At 64.9% G+C, this 17578-nt stretch carries 17 protein-coding genes; 9 read left to right on the top strand and 8 right to left on the bottom strand.

Features of this window, described 5'->3' with window-relative positions:
• Positions 1-46 precede the first annotated feature (46 nt).
• On the top strand, positions 47-1030 hold the full coding sequence (locus AC04SG_RS10340; protein WP_488550940.1) for a S8 family serine peptidase: 984 nt from the start codon (positions 47-49) through the stop codon (positions 1028-1030).
• A 22-nt stretch (positions 1031-1052) separates the two neighbouring features.
• On the opposite strand, the gene AC04SG_RS10335 is transcribed toward AC04SG_RS10340, so the two are convergent.
• From AC04SG_RS10335 to AC04SG_RS10325, 3 genes are read right to left on the bottom strand one after another with little or no spacing between them, the layout of a single operon-like run.
• The gene (locus AC04SG_RS10335; RefSeq protein WP_192258832.1) at positions 1053-2327 is read right to left on the bottom strand and encodes a CCA tRNA nucleotidyltransferase; all 1275 of its coding nucleotides are present in this window, start codon (positions 2325-2327) and stop codon (positions 1053-1055) included.
• Positions 2324-2956: a CoA pyrophosphatase gene (locus tag AC04SG_RS10330; protein WP_488550939.1), complete on the bottom strand. Its 633-nt coding sequence runs from the start codon at positions 2954-2956 to the stop codon at positions 2324-2326. Before AC04SG_RS10330 ends, AC04SG_RS10335 begins: the two co-directional genes overlap by 4 nt.
• Positions 2956-3585: a DUF1285 domain-containing protein gene (locus AC04SG_RS10325; RefSeq protein ID WP_488551009.1), complete on the bottom strand. Its 630-nt coding sequence runs from the start codon at positions 3583-3585 to the stop codon at positions 2956-2958. Before AC04SG_RS10325 ends, AC04SG_RS10330 begins: the two co-directional genes overlap by 1 nt.
• 148 nt (positions 3586-3733) lie before the next feature.
• Here AC04SG_RS10325 and AC04SG_RS10320 point away from each other — a divergent pair, with 148 nt between their 5' ends.
• From AC04SG_RS10320 to AC04SG_RS10305, 4 genes are read left to right on the top strand one after another with little or no spacing between them, the layout of a single operon-like run.
• Positions 3734-4738 (top strand): AAA family ATPase, encoded by a 1005-nt coding sequence (locus AC04SG_RS10320; RefSeq protein WP_488550938.1) that lies wholly within the window; start codon positions 3734-3736, stop codon positions 4736-4738.
• Complete coding sequence (locus AC04SG_RS10315; RefSeq protein WP_488550937.1) at positions 4738-5652, top strand: DUF58 domain-containing protein; 915 nt, start codon at positions 4738-4740, stop codon at positions 5650-5652. The genes AC04SG_RS10320 and AC04SG_RS10315 overlap by 1 nt, the downstream gene beginning before the upstream one ends.
• On the top strand, positions 5649-8474 hold the full coding sequence (locus tag AC04SG_RS10310) for a DUF4159 domain-containing protein (protein ID WP_488550936.1): 2826 nt from the start codon (positions 5649-5651) through the stop codon (positions 8472-8474). Before AC04SG_RS10315 ends, AC04SG_RS10310 begins: the two co-directional genes overlap by 4 nt.
• 4 nt (positions 8475-8478) lie before the next feature.
• On the top strand, positions 8479-10563 hold the full coding sequence (locus tag AC04SG_RS10305) for a hypothetical protein (RefSeq protein WP_488550935.1): 2085 nt from the start codon (positions 8479-8481) through the stop codon (positions 10561-10563).
• A gap of 207 nt (positions 10564-10770) precedes the next feature.
• Here the strand turns inward: AC04SG_RS10305 and clpS are convergent, their stop codons facing one another.
• The 4 genes from clpS to AC04SG_RS10285 form a co-directional block, all read right to left on the bottom strand.
• On the bottom strand, positions 10771-11076 hold the full coding sequence (gene clpS, locus AC04SG_RS10300; protein ID WP_112561106.1) for an ATP-dependent Clp protease adapter ClpS: 306 nt from the start codon (positions 11074-11076) through the stop codon (positions 10771-10773).
• Positions 11077-11208: 132 nt separating this feature from the next.
• Positions 11209-11547, bottom strand: a complete 339-nt coding sequence (locus AC04SG_RS10295) for a hypothetical protein (RefSeq protein ID WP_488550934.1) — start codon at positions 11545-11547, stop codon at positions 11209-11211.
• 160 nt (positions 11548-11707) lie between these two features.
• Positions 11708-11935: a hypothetical protein gene (locus AC04SG_RS10290; protein ID WP_112561108.1), complete on the bottom strand. Its 228-nt coding sequence runs from the start codon at positions 11933-11935 to the stop codon at positions 11708-11710.
• 37 nt (positions 11936-11972) lie between these two features.
• Complete coding sequence (locus tag AC04SG_RS10285; RefSeq protein ID WP_112561109.1) at positions 11973-12275, bottom strand: hypothetical protein; 303 nt, start codon at positions 12273-12275, stop codon at positions 11973-11975.
• Positions 12276-12534: 259 nt separating this feature from the next.
• Here AC04SG_RS10285 and AC04SG_RS10280 point away from each other — a divergent pair, with 259 nt between their 5' ends.
• The 3 genes from AC04SG_RS10280 to AC04SG_RS10270 all read left to right on the top strand — a co-directional run bounded on the left by AC04SG_RS10280 (position 12535) and on the right by AC04SG_RS10270 (position 15131).
• Positions 12535-13251, top strand: a complete 717-nt coding sequence (locus tag AC04SG_RS10280; RefSeq protein ID WP_112561185.1) for a response regulator — start codon at positions 12535-12537, stop codon at positions 13249-13251.
• Positions 13248-14657, top strand: coding sequence for an ATP-binding protein (locus AC04SG_RS10275; RefSeq protein WP_488550933.1), 1410 nt, complete (start codon positions 13248-13250; stop codon positions 14655-14657). The genes AC04SG_RS10280 and AC04SG_RS10275 overlap by 4 nt, the downstream gene beginning before the upstream one ends.
• 93 nt (positions 14658-14750) lie before the next feature.
• Positions 14751-15131 carry a YciI family protein gene (locus AC04SG_RS10270; RefSeq protein ID WP_488550932.1) on the top strand — a complete coding sequence of 127 codons (381 nt, stop codon included), beginning with the start codon at positions 14751-14753 and terminating at the stop codon, positions 15129-15131.
• On the opposite strand, the gene AC04SG_RS10265 is transcribed toward AC04SG_RS10270, so the two are convergent.
• Positions 15092-15373: a hypothetical protein gene (locus tag AC04SG_RS10265; protein ID WP_488550931.1), complete on the bottom strand. Its 282-nt coding sequence runs from the start codon at positions 15371-15373 to the stop codon at positions 15092-15094. The genes AC04SG_RS10270 and AC04SG_RS10265 overlap by 40 nt on opposite strands.
• Positions 15374-15645: 272 nt before the next feature.
• Here AC04SG_RS10265 and AC04SG_RS10260 point away from each other — a divergent pair, with 272 nt between their 5' ends.
• Positions 15646-17568, top strand: coding sequence for a BTAD domain-containing putative transcriptional regulator (locus AC04SG_RS10260; RefSeq protein WP_488550930.1), 1923 nt, complete (start codon positions 15646-15648; stop codon positions 17566-17568).
• Positions 17569-17578 lie beyond the last annotated feature (10 nt).

Genomic DNA, 17578 nt, shown 5'->3' with positions numbered 1-17578 from the left:
ATTCGCGATCTTCCGTCCTAGCTTTTGTTTGATCCGGGGTAAGAACATGTCAGGTAATCGTTGGAAGTTCGCTCTCGCCACAGCTCTCGCCCTCCTGCCGGCATCGATGGCAGCGGCGCAGGATCTTGGTCCGGATCCGCTGGGGGCGCTCTGCGTCGGCGGTCAATCGAACGCTTCCATATGTTTGAGCGCAACGCTGCCGACCACCACAACGCAGGCCGTGCAAGGCTGGATGAGTTCCGATGTCGGCGCCGCGTGGGCTGCAGGCTACAAGGGAAAGGGTGCCACGATTACCATCGTCGACGACTTCTCCAGCACATCGCGGTTCAGTGGCAATTTTGGCGTCGGGGTGCAGAACCAGCGGCACGGCGAATGGACGCGCCAGGAAGCCGGCATGATTGCTCCCCTGGCGACCATCAGATCGAAGGACTTCTCCACCAGTTCGGCGGTCACGCTGGTGCCGGGCCTGAACGTGCTCAATTTGAGCTATGGCATGTACGCCAAGGCGGGCTACAGCCCGAACCAGATCGGATGGAGCGCCGAGGAAGCCTCCATCATCTCCTACGCCACCAAGGGAACAGCCGTCGTTTCGAAGGCAGCGGGCAACGACGCGGTTGCGGTCGGCGGTGTCGTCGGCGGCCAGCAGGACTATCTCGACCTCGCTCTGGTCGGAAAGGCGTCAGCGATCTTCGTCGGCGCGCTCGACGGGAATGGCACGACGTCCAGCAAGACCAAAATGGCCTGGTATTCCAACACTGCCGGCTCCAACCCGGTTGTGCAGAGCCATTTCCTCGTCGTGGGTGTCGCCGGGAACAAGACGGGCCTTTACGGCACCTCTTTCGCTGCGCCGATCATTTCCGGCTACGCCGCGATCGTGGGCAGCAAGTTCACCAGCGCAACGCCGACCCAGATCACCGACCAACTGCTCAACACGGCCCGTACCGACACGCTGGTCAACTATAGCGCCTCCGTCTATGGCAAGGGCGAGGCAAGCCTTTCACGCGCGCTGGCTCCCTTGGCGATCAGGTGAGCAGCGCGGCGCTGCAGCGACGCTAAGCGCTAGGTTTCAAGGCCTCTGCGGCGCGCTCGAGCAGCGCGCTGCGATCGGGCGCGAAACCGGCCTCTATCCATTCTCTTTCAAGGTTCTTCAGGATTGCGCCGAGTTTCGGGCCCGGCGACGCGCCAAGCGCGGTCAGATCGGCACCCTTGACCGGAAATACCGGCTTTTCCCATTTCAGCGCAAAAGCCAGCAGGCGCGAAAAACCGCCGGCCTGGACAAGCGCGTCATTGTCCTCGACGGCGCGCGCCCGCGCCGAGGCGAGCGACAGCCGAAAGCGATCGACAAAGCCCTGGCGATGGCTTGCATAAAGCAGCTTTGCCAGCTCCGCTTCACTCGTCTTCGGTTCGATGGCACCCGTCAGCGCCCAGTGTCGCAGGCGCTCCGCCTCATTGGTGGACAGTTTCAGCCGCTCGGCCAATACCGTCATCCGCGCCGCATCGGGCGGCACAATGGCCTCCAGCCTGAGCAGCGGATCCGGCGCCCAACCCAGATCTTTCTCGGTCTTTGTCAGCCCGTGAATGGCATCGATGCCCCATTTCTCACTCTCCGGCAGGGCGCCGGTCAGCACGCCCGCCTGGCGCATCCATAACAGCGCGCGCGACGGATCAGGGGCCGACAGAAGCTTCTTCAGCTCGGACCAGATGCGCTCCGCCGAGAGTTTTTCGAGCCCGTCCTTGAGCCGGGCGCAAGCTTTCAGTCCCTCGGCATCGGGCCGGCCGTCGCCATACCAGGCGAAGAAGCGGAAGAAGCGCAAGATGCGCAGATAATCTTCGCGGATGCGCTGCTCGGCATCGCCGATGAAGCGCAGCCTGCGCGCCTCGATATCGCCGACACCGCCGACCAGGTCGATGACCGTGCCGTCGGCCTCGGCATACAGTGCGTTGATGGTGAAATCGCGCCGTTCGGCGTCGGCCTTCCAGTCGCGGCCGAACGTCACTTTGGCGCGGCGGCCGTCGGTCTCGATGTCTGCGCGCAGCGTGGTGATTTCATAGGGCGTGCCACCGGCGATCACCGTAATCGTGCCGTGTTCGATGCCGGTCGGCACGGCCTTGAAGCCCGCCGCTTCGGCGCGGCGGATGGTTTCCTCAGGCAGGCAGGTCGTGGCGATATCGATGTCTGCCACCAGCTGACCGATCAGCGCATTACGCACCGCGCCGCCGGCGATACGGGCTTCTTCACCGCCTTGCGCCAGCACGGCAAGCAGCCGCTGCAGGTGTTTTTCACCGAGCCAGTCAGCCTTTCCCGCCAGCGATATCGGATCACTCAAGCATAGAGCCTTTCATAGAGCGTGCGGATGATGCCAGCGGTGACGCCCCAGATGCGCTGGCCGCCATAGGGCATTTCGTAGAAGAACCATTCGAGCTCGTTCCACATGCGGCTGTCCCTGGTGTGATTGGCCGAATCCATCAGGAAGGAGAGCGGCACTTCAAAGGCGGCATCGACCTCGTCGGCGTTGAGCGACAGAGTAAAACCGGGCTTCACGATCGCCAGCACAGGGGCGATGCGATAGCCGCTGCCGGCGACATAATCGGGCATGCGGCCGATGATCTCGATGCGGTCCTGGCCAAGCCCGATCTCCTCGAAGGTTTCGCGCAAGGCCGCTGCTTCCGGGGTCGGATCGGTCGGATCGATGGTGCCGCCGGGAAAAGCCACCTGCCCGGAATGGCTGCGCAGCTTTTCCGCCCGCTTGGTCAAGAGCACGGTCGCATCGCGTCCGTGGTCGACGACCGGGATCAGCACAGCGGCATCGCGCAGCGCCTTCAGCTGCTTTAACCGGGGATGGCCGGGGTTGAAGCGATGGTCGCCATAGTCGTCGCCGGCATGGGCCTCAGCTTGCGCCGCGACACGCGCCCGAAAATCCGCTGTGGAAAACGCTGCCGGCGTCACCTGATCCATCACATGCTCAGCCGCTTCAGTTTTTCCGCCGGCATGATGGGATAGACCTCGCCCTTCGAGCGCACGGCAAACATTGTCTTGCCGCCGATGTCGATCTCCTCGCCATGCTCGACCAGTTCGTACATTACCGGCCGCGTCACCAGCGCTTCCAGCCGCCCACGCACCAGCACATATGGTTTCAGGCCCCCGGTCTCGTCCTCGTCGACGAAGCGCAGCGGATGGCCGGGTCCGGCCTCGACGACATCGCCGACATTGGTGCGAAAGGTGACGATCTGCCCGGCTCCGGCGCCGGAAACGTCCATTTCGACGGCAATGAACGGCGCATCGACGACGCGGATGCCGACCCGTTCGACCGGCGTCACCAGATAGGTCTTGCCGTCCTCGTCCTTGCGCAAAACGGTGGAAAACAGCTGCACCAGCGGCATGCGGCCGATCGGTGTGCCGAGATAAAACCAGGTGCCGTCCTGTTTGATCTCCATGTCGAGATCGCCGCAAAAGGCGGGATTCCAACGCTCTACCGGCGCCGCGCCTTTACCGGCGCGGGCCGCGCGCGAGATCAGCGCCTCGAGGCCGCGGGCCTCGGTGGCATCGGTAAGGCTTTGTTCGCGATGCTCGAAGCGTTCCGTCATGGTCACGAAATAGTCACTGTTGTTCCGCTTGTCAGCCTAAGTCTGTGATTTAAATTCATTCGTAGGCGCCAGGCGAGGCCGAATCGCGGCATTCTACGGCACTGCTACAAGTGCAAGCCGGTACTTCCAGCACAAGGATCGATGCGGCATGAGCGTGATGGTCAAGGAAAACCCTATTAGCGAAAAGGACATGGTCGCCCAGGCCGAGACGGCGCTGGCCGATATTTCCAGGGTTCGCGACGGTGTCGGCCGCGTCATCTTCGGCCAGGAAGCGGTGGTCGAACGCACGCTGGTGGCGCTGCTCGCCGGCGGCCATGCGCTGCTGGTCGGCGTTCCAGGCCTTGCCAAGACCAAGCTGGTCGAGACGCTCGGCGTCGTGCTCGGCCTCGATTCGCGCCGCATCCAGTTTACTCCCGACCTGATGCCGTCCGACATTCTCGGCTCCGAAGTGATGGAGCAGGACGAGGCTGGCAAGCGCTCCTTCCGCTTCATCTCCGGCCCGATCTTCGCGCAATTGGTGATGGCCGACGAAATCAACCGCGCCTCACCGCGCACCCAGTCGGCGCTGCTGCAGGCGATGCAGGAATATCACGTCACCATCGCCGGCGTTCGCCACGACCTGCCCGCGCCCTTCCATGTGCTGGCGACGCAGAACCCGCTGGAGCAGGAAGGCACCTATCCGCTGCCCGAAGCGCAGCTCGATCGCTTCCTGATGCAGGTCGACATCCTCTATCCCGAGATCGAGGCGGAGCGCCGCATCCTCTTGGAAACCACCGGCATCGAGGACGCCAAGGCGCAAAACGTCCTGCAGCCTGTGCGGCTGAAGGAGATCCAGACGCTGATCCGCCGCATGCCGGTGCCGGAAAGCGTCGTCGACGCCATCCTCAAGCTGGTGCGTTCGGCGCGCCCCGGCCAGGGCAATGCCGAGACCGACAAGCACGTCGCCTGGGGTCCTGGTCCGCGCGCCAGCCAAGCGCTGACGCTCTGCGCCCGCGCCCGCGCGCTTTATGACGGACGGCTGGCGCCTTCGGTCGACGACATCCGCGCACTGGCCGAGCCGGTGCTGCAGCATCGCATGGCGCTGACCTTCGCCGCCCGCGCCGAGGGCACGACCGTGCGTGACGTGGTGGCGAAACTGGCCAAAGGCATCTGATGGCTCGTATCGGCGAAGTCCAGACACCGGCAGCGACGCGCGACGCGCTCGCCAGGGGCCGGTTGCGGGCTTCGCTGGTGCCGGACCTGCTGGTAGAAGCGCGCCGGATCGTCAACACTGTGATTGCCGGCTGGCATGGCCGCCGCAAGCGCGGCATCGGCGAGAATTTCTGGCAGTTCCGCCCCTATGTCGAAGGCGATTCCTCGCGCATCGACTGGCGCCGTTCGGCCCGCGACGATCATACCTATGTGCGCGACCGCGAATGGGAGGCCGCCCATACAGTATGGCTGTGGGCCGACCCCTCGCCTTCCATGCTCTACAAATCGACCGGCGCCAGCGTGTCCAAGGAATCGCGCGCGCTGGTGCTGGCGCTGGCCATGGCCGAACTGTTGTCGCGCAGCGGCGAGCGCATCGCCTGGCCCGGTCTGACCGATCCGTTCACCGCCCGCAACGGCGCCGAGCGCATCGCAGCGCAGTTGATGCACGCCGCCGATCCGCCGGCAAAGCCTGACCTGTCCAGCATCCGCCGCTTCTGCGACATCGTCATCGTCAGCGATTTCCTCGATCCGGCCGAGGAGACCATGGCCTGGCTCGACGTGCTGGCCCGCCATGGCGTGCGTGCGCATCTGATCGAGGTCGCCGATCCGGCCGAGGAGACCTTTCCCTATGCCGGCCGCACTGAATTCACCGATCCCGAGACCGGCGACAAGCTGACCGCCGGTCGCGCGGAAATGCTCGGCGATGAATATCGCCTGCTCTACACCGCCCGCCGCCAGGAGCTGGCCGGCTGGTGCAAGCGCCTCGGCTGGAGCTATACGGTCAACCACACCGATCGCCTCGCCTCCGAGGCACTGGTGCGCATCCATATGGCGATGACCGCCGATGGCGCGTTCGCCGGAAGGGCCAGCGCATGAGCTGGCTGCCGCTCTCCTTTGGTGCTCCCATGGTCTTGTGGGGCTTGCTGGCGCTGCCGGTGATCTGGTGGCTGCTCAGGCTGACGCCGCCCAAGCCGCAGACCGAGGTGTTCCCGCCGCTGAAGATCCTCGCCCGCGTGCTGAAGCGCGAGGAGACGCCGCAGCAGAGCCCGTGGTGGCTGACGCTGCTTCGGCTGCTGATGGCGGCCCTTGTCGTCGCGGCATTGGCCGAACCCGTCTTCAACCCGCGCGAAAAACTGCCGGCAGAGGGGGCAGCCTTGGCACTGGTCATCGACAATGACTGGGCAAGTGCCGCCGACTGGGGCAAACGCGTCGCCACCGCGCAGCGGCTGATCGCCGATGCCGGCTCGAACGGCGTGCCGGTCGTCATCGCCTTCACCGCGGAAAAGCCGAATGCCGAGATCGGCCCCTTCGACGCCGCAACCGCTCTGGACCGGCTGCGCGCGGCAAAACCGCGGCCGATCCCGACTGACCGTCCTGCCGTCTATGCCCGTGTTGCCGGCGTGCTGGAGACCTTGCCCGGCGCCAGCGTTGCCGTTCTCGCCGACGGCCTTGCCGCAAAAGGCGACGAGGCCGCCTTCAACACGCTGCTGTCGAAAAATGCCGCCCGTGTTGTCTGGGCCAGTTCCGACCGGCTGGCGCTGACCGGCCTCACCGGCGCCGAGAACCAGGTCGACGGCTTTGCACTGACCGCCATTCGCGCACCCGGCGATCCAGCCCCGGCGCAGGTCACCGCCGGCGCCTTCGATGACAAGGGCCGCCGCATCGCCGATGCGACGCTGACTTTCGCGCCCGGCGAAACCACCGCCACCGGCACGATGGCGGTGCCGTTCGAGCTGCGCAACGACTTCGCCTCGATCGCCCTTGATGGCGAGCACCAGGCAGGTGCGGTGCGGGTGCTCGACGAAAGCTCGAAGCGCCGCCGCGTCGGATTGTTGTCGCAGGCCGAGGCCGACCAGGCGCAGCCGCTTCTGTCGCCGCTCTACTACATCAGGCGCGCGCTGCAGCCCTTCGCCGATTTGGTCGAACCGTCGAGCGCCGACCTTGCCGATGCCATCCCGCAACTCCTCGACCAGAAGCCGGCGATGATCGTCATGGCCGATATCGGCACCATTCCGCCACAAGTCCATCAGCGGCTGGTTGACTGGGTCGACAATGGCGGCACGCTGGTGCGCTTCGCCGGGTCGCGGCTGGCCGCCGCAGGCAATGACGACGATCTTCTGCCGGTCAGGCTGCGCACCGGCGAACGCTCGCTCGGCGGCTCCCTGTCATGGACGACGCCGCAGCCGGTGACCGAATTCCCGAAGAACGGCCCCTTTGCCGACCTCGCGCCGCCGGCCGAAGTCACGGTGAGCCGGCAGGTCCTGGCCGAGCCGACGCCCGATATCGTCGAGCGCACCTGGGCAACGCTGGCCGACGGCACGCCGCTGGTGACCGGGCTGAAAAAGGGCAAGGGCACGCTCGTCCTGTTCCATGTCACCCCGGAAGCGACATGGTCGACGCTGCCGATCTCCGGCAGCTTCGTCGAAATGCTGCGGCGTATCGTGCAGCTGTCGCGCAACCAGGGCGCCGCGGTCGCCAACGCCGAAGCCGCCGCCACCTCGCTGGCTCCTTATCGCATGATCGCGGCCGACGGCGCGCTGGTGCCGCCGACGCCGGACGCACGGCCGCTGGTGCCCGTCGCCGGCCCGCTGCCTGTGACGTTCGAGAACCCGCCCGGTCTCTACGGCTCCGAAACCGGCGTCTTCGCCCATAATCTGCTTGATCCGGCCACCGTCTTCGCGCCGCTGGTCCGTCCGCAATTCACAGTGCCGGTGACCAATGTCCAGTATGCTTTCGATGAATCGCGCGACCTCAAGGGTCCGTTGGTGACCGCAGCACTTGTGCTGATGCTGCTCGACACGCTGGCGGTGTTCTGGATGGGCGGGCTGTTGTCACGCCGGCCGCGCCGCGCCCGCACGGCCGCGGCAACGACGGCTGCGCTGCTGCTCGGCCTCGGCATGTTGTTTGGCCATGCCGACCTCGCCCGCGCCGACGATGCCAAATCGGGCGACGCCGCGGCCATCGAGGACATTGCCAAGACCCGCATCGCCTATGTGCTGACTGGCGTGCCAGGCGACGATTCGATCAGCCGCGCCGGGCTCGAAGGCCTGACCCGTTTCCTGATCGAGAAGACCGCGCTTGAGCCGGGCGCGCCGGCGGGCGTCGACATTTCGAAAGACGAGCTGTCCTTCTATCCGCTGATCTATTGGCCGATCGACCCCTCCGCGCCGATGCCGAGCGAGGCCGCGATCGCCCGCATCGACGCCTATATGCAGCAGGGTGGCACGGTGCTGTTCGACACCCGCGACCAGTTTGCCAACGGCATAGGCGCGGATTCGGCGAGCCCGGCGACGGAACGATTGCGCGACATCCTCGGCAATCTCAACGTGCCGCCGCTGGAGCCGGTGCCTGCCGACCATGTGCTGACCAAATCCTTCTTCATCCTGCCCGAATTTCCCGGCCGCTTCGCCGGCAGCCCGCTCTGGGTCGAAGCCTCGCTCGACGCCAGCAATGCCGAGAACCGGCCGGTGCGCGTCGGCGACGGCGTCTCGCCTATCCTGATCACCGCTAATGATTTTGCCGGCGCCTGGGCCGTCGACGAGAATGGCGACCCGCTTTTGCCGACCGTGCCGTCGGATCCAATGCAGCGCATCTATGCGCTGCGCGCCGGCGTCAACATCATGATGTACATGCTGACCGGCAATTACAAATCCGACCAGGTGCACGTGCCCATCCTGCTCGAACGGCTGGGGCAGTAAGATCATGAACTGGTCGATCTCCTTCGAACCGCTGCTGACCTGGCCGCTGCTGGCCATGGTGCTGGTGCCTTTGCTGCTGCTCGCGGCTGTCGGCCTGTGGTTTCGCCAGCGCGGCGCGATCTTCCGCTTCGCCGCGCTGATTGCGCTCGGCGCCGCCTTGCTCAACCCGGTCTTCCTCGACGAGGAGCGCGAGGCGTTGAAAAGCGTCGTTGCCGTCATCGTCGACCGTAGCCAGAGCCAGGACATCGGCGACCGGACCAAGCAGACCGACGAAGCGCTGGCAGGGTTGCAGCAGCGCCTTGCCCGCTTCAAGCAGTTCGACGTGCGCGTCGTCGAGGCCGGCAAGTCGGAAGCCGCCGAAGAGCGCACCGAGACCAAGCTTTTCGCAGCCCTCGAAGGCGCTTTCCGCGACGTGCCGCCATCGCGCATCGGCGGCGCCATCATGATCACCGATGGCGAGGTGCATGACGCGCCGCCCGCCGCCCCCGACTTCAACGCGCCACTGCACGCGCTGATCACCGGCAATGAGCACGAAAAGGACCGCCGCATCCGCTTCGAGAACGCGCCGCGCTTCGGTCTCGTCGGCAAGCCGCTCGATATGACCTACCGCGTCATCGCCACCGATGGCGAAACCGGCCCGGTCGATGTGCGCGTCTCGGTCAATGGTGAGCAGGTCGCGGTCGAAGAGGCCACCATTGGCCAGCCCATGCCGCTGCAGGTGACCATCCCCAGCGCCGGCCGCAACATTGTCGAACTCTCGATCGACCGGGAGCCGGGCGAACTGACCGACGCCAACAACCGCGCCATCGCGCTGATCGACGGCATTCGCGAAAACCTGCGCGTGCTTTTGGTTTCCGGTGAGCCGCATGCCGGCGAGCGCACCTGGCGCAACCTGTTGAAATCCGACGCTTCGGTCGATCTCGTCCACTTCACCATTTTACGGCCGCCGGAAAAGCAGGACGGCACGCCGATCAACGAATTGTCGCTGATCGCCTTCCCCACCCGCGAACTGTTCGTCGAGAAGATCAAGGATTTCGATCTCATCATCTTCGACCGCTACCAGCACCGCGACGTGCTGCCGATCCTCTATTACGACTACATCTCCGAATATGTCGAAAAGGGTGGCGCGCTGTTGATCGCCGCCGGGCCGGAATATGCCGGCGACGCCTCGATCGCCCGCACGCCGCTAATGTCTTCGCTGCCGGCGATGCCGACAGGCGAAGTCATCGACAAGGCGTTTTATCCGCGCCTCACCGATCTCGGCCAGCGCCATCCGGTGACGCGCGGCCTCGACGGTTCGGCGAGCGAGCCGCCGCACTGGAGCCGCTGGTTCCGCACCATCGGCGTGCAGAATCCCGAAGGCGAAGTGGTGATGAAGGGTGCCGACAACCGTCCCCTGCTTTTGCTCGACCACAAGGGCGAAGGTCGCGTCGGCATGCTTTTGTCCGATCAGGGCTGGCTATGGGCGCGCGGCTTTGAGGGCGGCGGCCCGCATGTCCAGCTCTACCGCCGCATCGCCCACTGGCTGATGAAGGAGCCTGAGCTCGAGGAAGAGCGGCTGACCGCCGACGGCCGCGGCATGGTGCTGGAAATCCGCCGCCAGACGATGAGCGACGACCCCGGCCCGGCCCAGGTGATAACCCCCTCAGGCAAGGCGCTGATCGTCAAGCTGGAAAAATCCGAGCCCGGCGTGTTCCTCGGCAGCATCGAGACCAAGGAGATCGGCCTCTATCAGATCGGCAATGGCGACCTGACCGCACTTGCCCATGTCGGCCCGGTCAACGCGCCGGAATTCTCCGACGTCATCTCCACCGAAGACCGGCTGAAGGCGCCGGCCGAAGCCACCGGCGGCAGCGTTCGCCGGCTGGCGTCCTCGACCCTTGGCCAACTCACCGGTGGTGTCGCCCTGCCCTCCATCGTCCCGGTCCGCGCCTCGGGCGCGGCCTCGGGTGCCGACTGGATCGGCCTGCGCACCACTGACGACAGCGTGCTCAAAGCCGTCTCGCGCGTGCCCCTGTTCGGCGGCTTCCTCGGCCTCGGCCTGCTGCTGCTGGCCATGGGCGCGATGTGGTACAGAGAGGGACGGTAGCTTCCTTCTCCCCGTCCCGGGGAGAAGGTGCCGGCAGGCGGATGAGGGGCAGCGCCAGCTTGAGATAATTTGCAACCACCACGGCCTGCTTAACTGAAATTAACCGAACTCGGCGCCGCCCCTCATTGTCCTGCCGGACATTTCTCCCCGTATAGTGACGGGGAGAAAGAGGCTGTCACGGATGGCTTCGTCAACCGCCCATGAGCCCTATTCTTCGGGCTCCGTCGTAAACAGCAGCGGATAGCCCTTGGCCTTGCCGGCATCGGTGGCTCGGGTCGCCTTGGTCTCGGCCACGTCCCTGGTGAACACGGCGACGACGCAGACGCCGCGCTGGTGGGCGGTGATCATCACCCGGCGCGCCTGGTCTTCGCTAAGCTTGAACTCGCCCTTCAACACCGTCACCACGAATTCGCGCGGCGTGAAATCGTCATTGATGAGGATGACCTTGTAGAGCTTCGGCCGCTCGGTCTGCGGCTTGGTCTTGGTGCGGGGTTTGGAGACAATCTCAGGCATCGGAAACCGGCATTGCGCGAGGGTCGCTCTCACTTTGTCATGGGGGAAAGCGGTCGTCCATTTTGATCGGCGCGCGAAACCGGCTTTCCGGGAGTGCTGCCATTCACAAATTTAGGAACTGTCCGGTACGGTTCAACGGCCCTGGCGGTCGACGGTGCGACGAGCGTGGAATTGCCCTGCTGAGGCGGACCTGGCCGCGTCTGCCTTGCGCTCCATCCAGGCGACAGCGAGCCAGCCGGCAAAGCAGGCCAGCGCGCCGCCGGTGAGCACCGTAAGCAGCAGGCTCTGCCATGGCGTTATGTATTGCCAGTTGCTGGAGATAGCCGGCGCGAACAGCGACGGCTCGGTGCGCCCGCTCACCGGATCGGGCACCGGGCTGGCGGTAAACTGGATCAGCACCCTGACCACAGCCGAGGCGACAAGGCCGCTAATGGCCATCGAGCGCAGAATGGATGAAAGCCGCTTCTTCATGCTGGCTGTCCTATCGGACCGGCATTGCAAACGGGTTAAAGTCCTGGGTGGCCGGCACCCATCAACGGGATAATCATGCTTGTCAGATGCGACAAGGCCGCTCCAGCCGGGGGATGCTGGAGCGGCCTTGTTACAGACAACCCTATTGGGTTGGTCTGGATCAGGCCTTCGGAGCGTCCTTCTTGACGACCTTCTTGGCCTTCTTGTGCTTCTTGACGGGCTTCTTGGCGACGACCTTCTTCACCGGGGGCTTGGCGGTCGTGGTCGCCGGAGCGGTCGTCGAGGCAGCCGGAGCAGCGGTCGTGGTGGCAGCGGCATTGCCCAGAGCCGGCATCGCGAAAGCGAGAGCGACGGCGAGACCGGTGGCGGAGAGGATGGACTTTTTCATGGCTTCATTTCCTTCTTTGTGCGGGTCGGTTTGAGTGTCACTGAACCGGGTCGATCGGTGTCACTCCAAGCAGCTTCAAAGCGTTCGCGAGCATCCGGATACCCTGTGCCTGTTTCTTGTTGGCGCAGAACCGGTTTCCCTTTCTTTGCAGTGCTTTCGCCGCGGTGACCTGCGTTGCCGCGGCATGGGTTTCGAGGGCTTCGTCTACCTGGCGATTGAGATCGATGCAGCGCTCGCTCCTTGTGATCGGCGTCACCTTTGCGCTAGAGGCTGCGACCGCGGCCGTGACGAGCGAAATGCTGAACAGCGCACCCATCAAGCTGATCGTGAACCTGTGCATTGGTAACGTCCGTTACTCCGGAGACTAGCGTCGCAGCCGATGACCTGACCGCCACGGCACCCTTTATGCCCTTGATTTTTTTCGGAAGTTTTTCCGGACTATAGAATTTTGTTTCTGGATTGTTTCTGGCAAATCGGCTCTGCAGGCGATCATCGCCGCTGGCCAACATGTGGCCAGAATTCTATCGTGTGGGTGACGTCGCCAAAGCAGACTCGAGCGGCGGCCACCCGACTGGCCCGCCAACAATGACAGGATCGCCGTGAAATCCGATGCGCACATACTGATCGTCGATGACGACAAGGGCATTCGCGACCTGCTTCAGGAATTCTTCCAGAAGCGCGGCCTGCGCACCACGGTTGCCGCCGACGGCATCGAGATGGAGGACATACTGCGTCGCACGCAGGTCGACCTGATCGTTCTCGATGTGATGCTGCCGGGAAAGAGCGGGCTGGAGCTCTGCCGCGACCTGCGCGCCAGCTATTCGACACCGATCATCATGCTGACCGCGGTCACCGAGACCACCGACCGCGTCGTCGGACTCGAAATGGGCGCCGACGACTATGTGCCCAAACCCTTCGATCCGCGCGAGCTTCTGGCCCGCATCCGCGCCGTGCTGAGGCGCAATGGCGCTGCCGAGCCGAAGCGCGCCAGCACCAAGCAGATCTACCATTTCGCCGGCTGGACGATGGACTGTTCGCGCCGAAGGCTGATGGCGCCCGGCGACGTCAGGGTCGAGCTGACCATGGCGGAGTTCAACCTGCTGCAGACCTTCGTCAAGAGCGCACAGCGCGTGCTCACCCGAGACCAGCTCATCGAGCTTTCCGGTGGCGACAGCGACTATTCCTTCGACCGCAGCATCGACATTCTGGTCAGCCGTCTCAGGCGCAAGATGGAAGACGATCCCAAGACGCCGAAACTGATTCTGACGGTGCGCAGCGGCGGCTACCAGTTCCTGCCCGAGACCACCTCCGAATGAGACGCCTGTTGCCGCAAACCCTGCCGGTCTGGGTTTTGCTCATCGTCATTGCCGGCCTGCTGATCAGCCAGGTTGCCACCCTCTATATCGTCTCGCGCGACCGCGCCGTCGCCAATGACGAGGTCGATCTCTACCGGCTCAACGACCGCGCCTATTCGCTGGTGCAGCTGATGCATGACGACACGCCCGATCAGCGCAAGCTGACGGCGTCCGGCCTGTTCAACGCCACTTATGCATTGACCGTTTCGGACACGCCCGCGGTCACCTCGTCGATCGCCGGCGACGACGAACTGGCCGAACTCGAGGACATACTGGTCGGACGGCTGTCGAAATTCGGCATCACCGACGCACGCGTCCGGCGCGATCCTGCATCGCAGGCGGCCAACACGCCTGGCGGCGTGGTGCTCACCAAGGATGTCGGTGCGGTGGAGCGCGACCTCCTGGGACTGGCGGCGAGCTTCGCCCAGAGTGACAAGCTGACGGCATCGGTCCGCTTCGCCGACGGCCAATGGCTGAATTTCACCGAGCCCAACACGCCGGTCGGACCGATCCTCAGCTTCGACAGCCTGCCGCTCTATTCGCTGATCGCAGCCCTGGTGGTGATCATGTCGATCTGGTCGCTGCGCCGGCTGACCGCGCCCTATCGGATGATGGAAACGGCGGTCAACCGGATCGGCACGGATCTGAAGAGCCCGCCGATCGCCGAGACCGGCAGTCGCGAGATCCGCGCCGCGGCGAAAGCCGTCAACGCCATGCAGGTCAGATTGCGCGACTATGTCGAGGACCGCGAGCATCTTGCCGCTGCGCTCGCACACGACCTGCGCACACCGCTGACCCGCATGCGGCTGCGCCTCGAACTCCTGCGCAAATCGACGGCGCGCGAGGCGCTGGCCCACGACCTCGCCGACATCGAGAGCATCGCCAGCTCCGTCATCGACTTCGCTACCTTCGAAGTCACCGAGGAGAAGAGCGAGCGGATCGATTTCTGGTCGCTGGTGGAATCGATCGCCGACGGTTTCGAGGACGTCTCGTTCGACCATGACGGCGCCAGGCCGCGTGGCATGGTCTGCATGGCGCGGCCGGTGGCGCTGAAGCGCTGCGTCAACAACCTCGTCCAGAATGCCGTGACCTACGGCAAGAAAGCCCATCTCAGCCTGCGCCAGTCGGACGGCACGATCACGCTGGTCATCCGCGACGAGGGACCGGGCATCCCGCAGGCGCAGCTCGACCAGGTGTTCGGTTCCTTCGTGCGGCTGGAGCAGTCGCGCAACCGCCAGACCGGCGGCCTTGGCCTCGGCCTGACCATTGCCCGCAACATTGCGCGTGCCGCCGGCGGCGAGGTCCATCTGTCCAACCATCCCGGCGGCGGCCTGCTGACGGAATTAAGGCTGCCGCTGGCGGCATAAGGCAGCAGACTACCGTCTCGATGGGCACCGGGGCTGGATCGGCCAACCCAACCTTGCAATAGTGCGGCCGCTCGAACAGGAGGAGATCGCCGCATGTTTTACGCCATCCTGGCCTATCACGTCGAACAGACCATCCAGTCCCTGACGCCGCAACAGGATGCGGCGCTGATGCACGACCTGCTCGAGGTCAATGCCAGGCTGACCCGTGAGGGCAAGCTTGGGCCGGCGGCAAGGCTGGGCGCGACCGCCGACGCCGTCACGCTGCGCGGTCCCGGAGAAGGCACCGTCATCGACGGTCCATTCGCCGAGACCAAGGAGCAATTGCTGGGTCTGTATGTGCTCGACTGCGCCACCCAGGATGAAGCCATCGCGGCGGCGCGTGACCTGAGGCGCGTCAACCCTTCGGCAGTCTACGAAATCCGCCCGATCCTGCTCTATCTGCCTGGCGCCCGGCTTGCCGCCGGCGCGGGATGAGAAGAGCCTGCAAGGCAACTGCGCCCGGCGATGCGGCCGCGAGCTGCGACATCGGCGGGAGCTTCATCGGCTGGATAGCCGAAGTCCTTCAGTTCCGATATCGACAGGCCGGCCAAAGCCCTGCGTTGCATGGCGTCCTGATACCGGCGCCGAAGCCCGGCGATGACGGTCGTGACATGGGCGGCGAGCGAGTCGGCAAAACGTGAAGTCGGCTGGAAGGTCCTGAGGCCGATGTAGGTCATTGTCATTCTCCCTGTTTCGAACTCACGAGGGCAATGTCCCATCGGCTCGCTTTGCCAATGTTCATCCAGGCGTTAAACGGCAGAAAAAACTGCGGATGGAAGCGCTAAATCGTCGTTAAGTTGACAGCGGGACGTGATATCCTGTCGGGGGCTGTTTCACGGGGGTCGGGGTGCCTATCCGATTGCTTGGGGACATCGAGGTTGTCTCTGGAGGCGGGGAACCTCTGCATTTCGCGACGCGCAAGACGTCGCTGCTCTTTGCTGCGCTCGTTTTGGCTGGACCCAAGGGCCTTCGCCGCGAGAGGGTGGCGGCGATGCTGTGGGCAGGCAGCGGGGAGCAGCAGGCGCGAAATAGCCTGCGCCAGGCCTTGGTCGACATCAGGCGGCTGTTTCCGTCCGCCGGCGACGAGACCATTCGCGTCGAAGGCAATGCCGACACCATCTGGCTGGCGGCGAGCGCCGATGAAGCCGACATCTGGATTTTCGACCGGAAGATTCAGGCCGATGACGGCGCAAGCCTCGCCGCAGCGGCCGACTTCTACCGGGGCGACCTGCTCGACGGGCTGTCATTCTCACACGAAATCGACGAGTGGCTTGCGCCGCTTCGGGCGAACTATACCCGCAAGGCGCTGGACCTGGTCGAGCGGCTAAGCCTTTTGCCGGAACTCGGTTCGCGCGAGGAACAGGCCTGTGAAAGACTGGCCGAACGGCTGGTGACTCTCGACCCATGCGCCGAGCAGGCCCACCGCGCCCTGATCCGCATCCTCCACCGCCACGGCAAGACCAACGATGCCTTCCGCCAGTTTCTGGCCTGCAAGGAAGCACTGAAGCGTGAGCTCGGAGTCGAGCCAGAAGAGGCGACGCGGGCGCTGGTCGAACGCATCGAAGCGCCCAACATGGGGCGTTTGAAGGAACCCATGGCCGATGGCGGCCCGCCTGAGATCGGACTTTCCCGCCTGGAAGCGAAGGTGGAGCCGCTGCGCCCTACCGTTTCGGTGCCGGAAAAGCCGTCAATCGCGGTGCTGCCATTCCAGAACATGAGCGGCGACGCCGAGCAAGACTATTTCACCGACGGCGTGGTCGAGGAGATCACGACGGCGCTATCGCATGTGAGCTGGCTGTTCGTGATCGCGCGGAACTCCGCCTTCGCCTACAAGGGCCAGGCGGTCGACGTCACGCGCGTGGCGAGGGAACTCGGTGTGCGCTACGTGCTGGAGGGCAGCGTCCGCAAGGCCGGCAGCCGGCTGCGCGTGGCGGGCCAACTCATCGAGGCGGCGGCGGGTGTGAGTCTCTGGGCCGACCGCTTCGAAGGCGGCGTCTCGGAGGTGTTCGAACTGCAGGACCTCGTCGCTTCCAGCGTCATCGGCGCGATTTCGCCCAAGCTCGAACAGGCAGAGATGGCGCGCGCCAAGCGCAAACCCACCGAAAGTCTCGACGCCTATGACCACTATTTGCGCGGCATGGCGAGCCTTTACTGCTGGACGAGGGAGGGGCAGGAGGTCGCGCTCCCGCAGTTCTACAAGGCCATCGAGCTCGATCCCGATTTTGCCGCCGCGAAGGGCGCTGCGGCCTGGTGCTATTTCTGGCGAATGGCGAATGGCTGGATGACTGACCCGCAGAAGGAGAGCGCCGAGGTCTCCCGACTGGCCGGCAACGTAGCCATTGCCCACCAAGACGACGCTGTGGCGCTGGCCTTCAGCGGCCTCGCGCTGGGCTATGTCATCGGCGACTACGAGGCCGGCTCGGCACTGGTCGACCGCGCGCTCGTGCTGAACCCTAACTGCGCGGCCGCCTGGAGCGCCAGTGGCTGCCTCAAGGCCTGCTACGACGATCCGGACATCGCCATCGAGCACCTGTCGCGGGCAAGGAGGCTGAGCCCGCTCGATCCGCTGACCTTCTTCATGCAGTGTTTCACCGCCTTCGCCCATTTCGCGGCTGGTCGCTACGCCGCCGCCTGGCCGCTCGCCGAGGCTGCTTCCCGCGCGCAGCCATATTATCTCACCGGACTACGCGTCGCGGCCGCTAGCAATGCCATGGCCGGCAGGTTGGATGCCGCGAGCAAGCATATCGCGCGCTCGCTGCGGCTCGACCCCGAACTGACGCTTTCCAACCTCAGGCACCGCGTGGGGCAAATCAGGCCGGACTATTTCGCCAGATATGTTGAAGCGCTGCGGCTGGCCGGCCTGCCCGAATGACACGGCTTGG

It is taken from the genome of Mesorhizobium sp. CNPSo 4684, assembly GCF_057784315.1.
This window is presented reverse-complemented; position numbering and strand designations above follow the sequence as displayed.

Coding starts and splice junctions, on each gene's coding strand:
- AC04SG_RS10340 (WP_488550940.1), top strand. CDS start 47: ATGTCAGGTAATCGTTGGAAGTTCGCTCTCGCCACAGCTCTCGCCCTC.
- AC04SG_RS10330 (WP_488550939.1), bottom strand. CDS start 2,956: ATGGATCAGGTGACGCCGGCAGCGTTTTCCACAGCGGATTTTCGGGCG.
- AC04SG_RS10325 (WP_488551009.1), bottom strand. CDS start 3,585: ATGACGGAACGCTTCGAGCATCGCGAACAAAGCCTTACCGATGCCACC.
- AC04SG_RS10320 (WP_488550938.1), top strand. CDS start 3,734: ATGAGCGTGATGGTCAAGGAAAACCCTATTAGCGAAAAGGACATGGTC.
- AC04SG_RS10315 (WP_488550937.1), top strand. CDS start 4,738: ATGGCTCGTATCGGCGAAGTCCAGACACCGGCAGCGACGCGCGACGCG.
- AC04SG_RS10310 (WP_488550936.1), top strand. CDS start 5,649: ATGAGCTGGCTGCCGCTCTCCTTTGGTGCTCCCATGGTCTTGTGGGGC.
- AC04SG_RS10305 (WP_488550935.1), top strand. CDS start 8,479: ATGAACTGGTCGATCTCCTTCGAACCGCTGCTGACCTGGCCGCTGCTG.
- clpS (WP_112561106.1), bottom strand. CDS start 11,076: ATGCCTGAGATTGTCTCCAAACCCCGCACCAAGACCAAGCCGCAGACC.
- AC04SG_RS10295 (WP_488550934.1), bottom strand. CDS start 11,547: ATGAAGAAGCGGCTTTCATCCATTCTGCGCTCGATGGCCATTAGCGGC.
- AC04SG_RS10290 (WP_112561108.1), bottom strand. CDS start 11,935: ATGAAAAAGTCCATCCTCTCCGCCACCGGTCTCGCCGTCGCTCTCGCT.
- AC04SG_RS10285 (WP_112561109.1), bottom strand. CDS start 12,275: ATGCACAGGTTCACGATCAGCTTGATGGGTGCGCTGTTCAGCATTTCG.
- AC04SG_RS10275 (WP_488550933.1), top strand. CDS start 13,248: ATGAGACGCCTGTTGCCGCAAACCCTGCCGGTCTGGGTTTTGCTCATC.
- AC04SG_RS10270 (WP_488550932.1), top strand. CDS start 14,751: ATGTTTTACGCCATCCTGGCCTATCACGTCGAACAGACCATCCAGTCC.
- AC04SG_RS10265 (WP_488550931.1), bottom strand. CDS start 15,373: ATGACCTACATCGGCCTCAGGACCTTCCAGCCGACTTCACGTTTTGCC.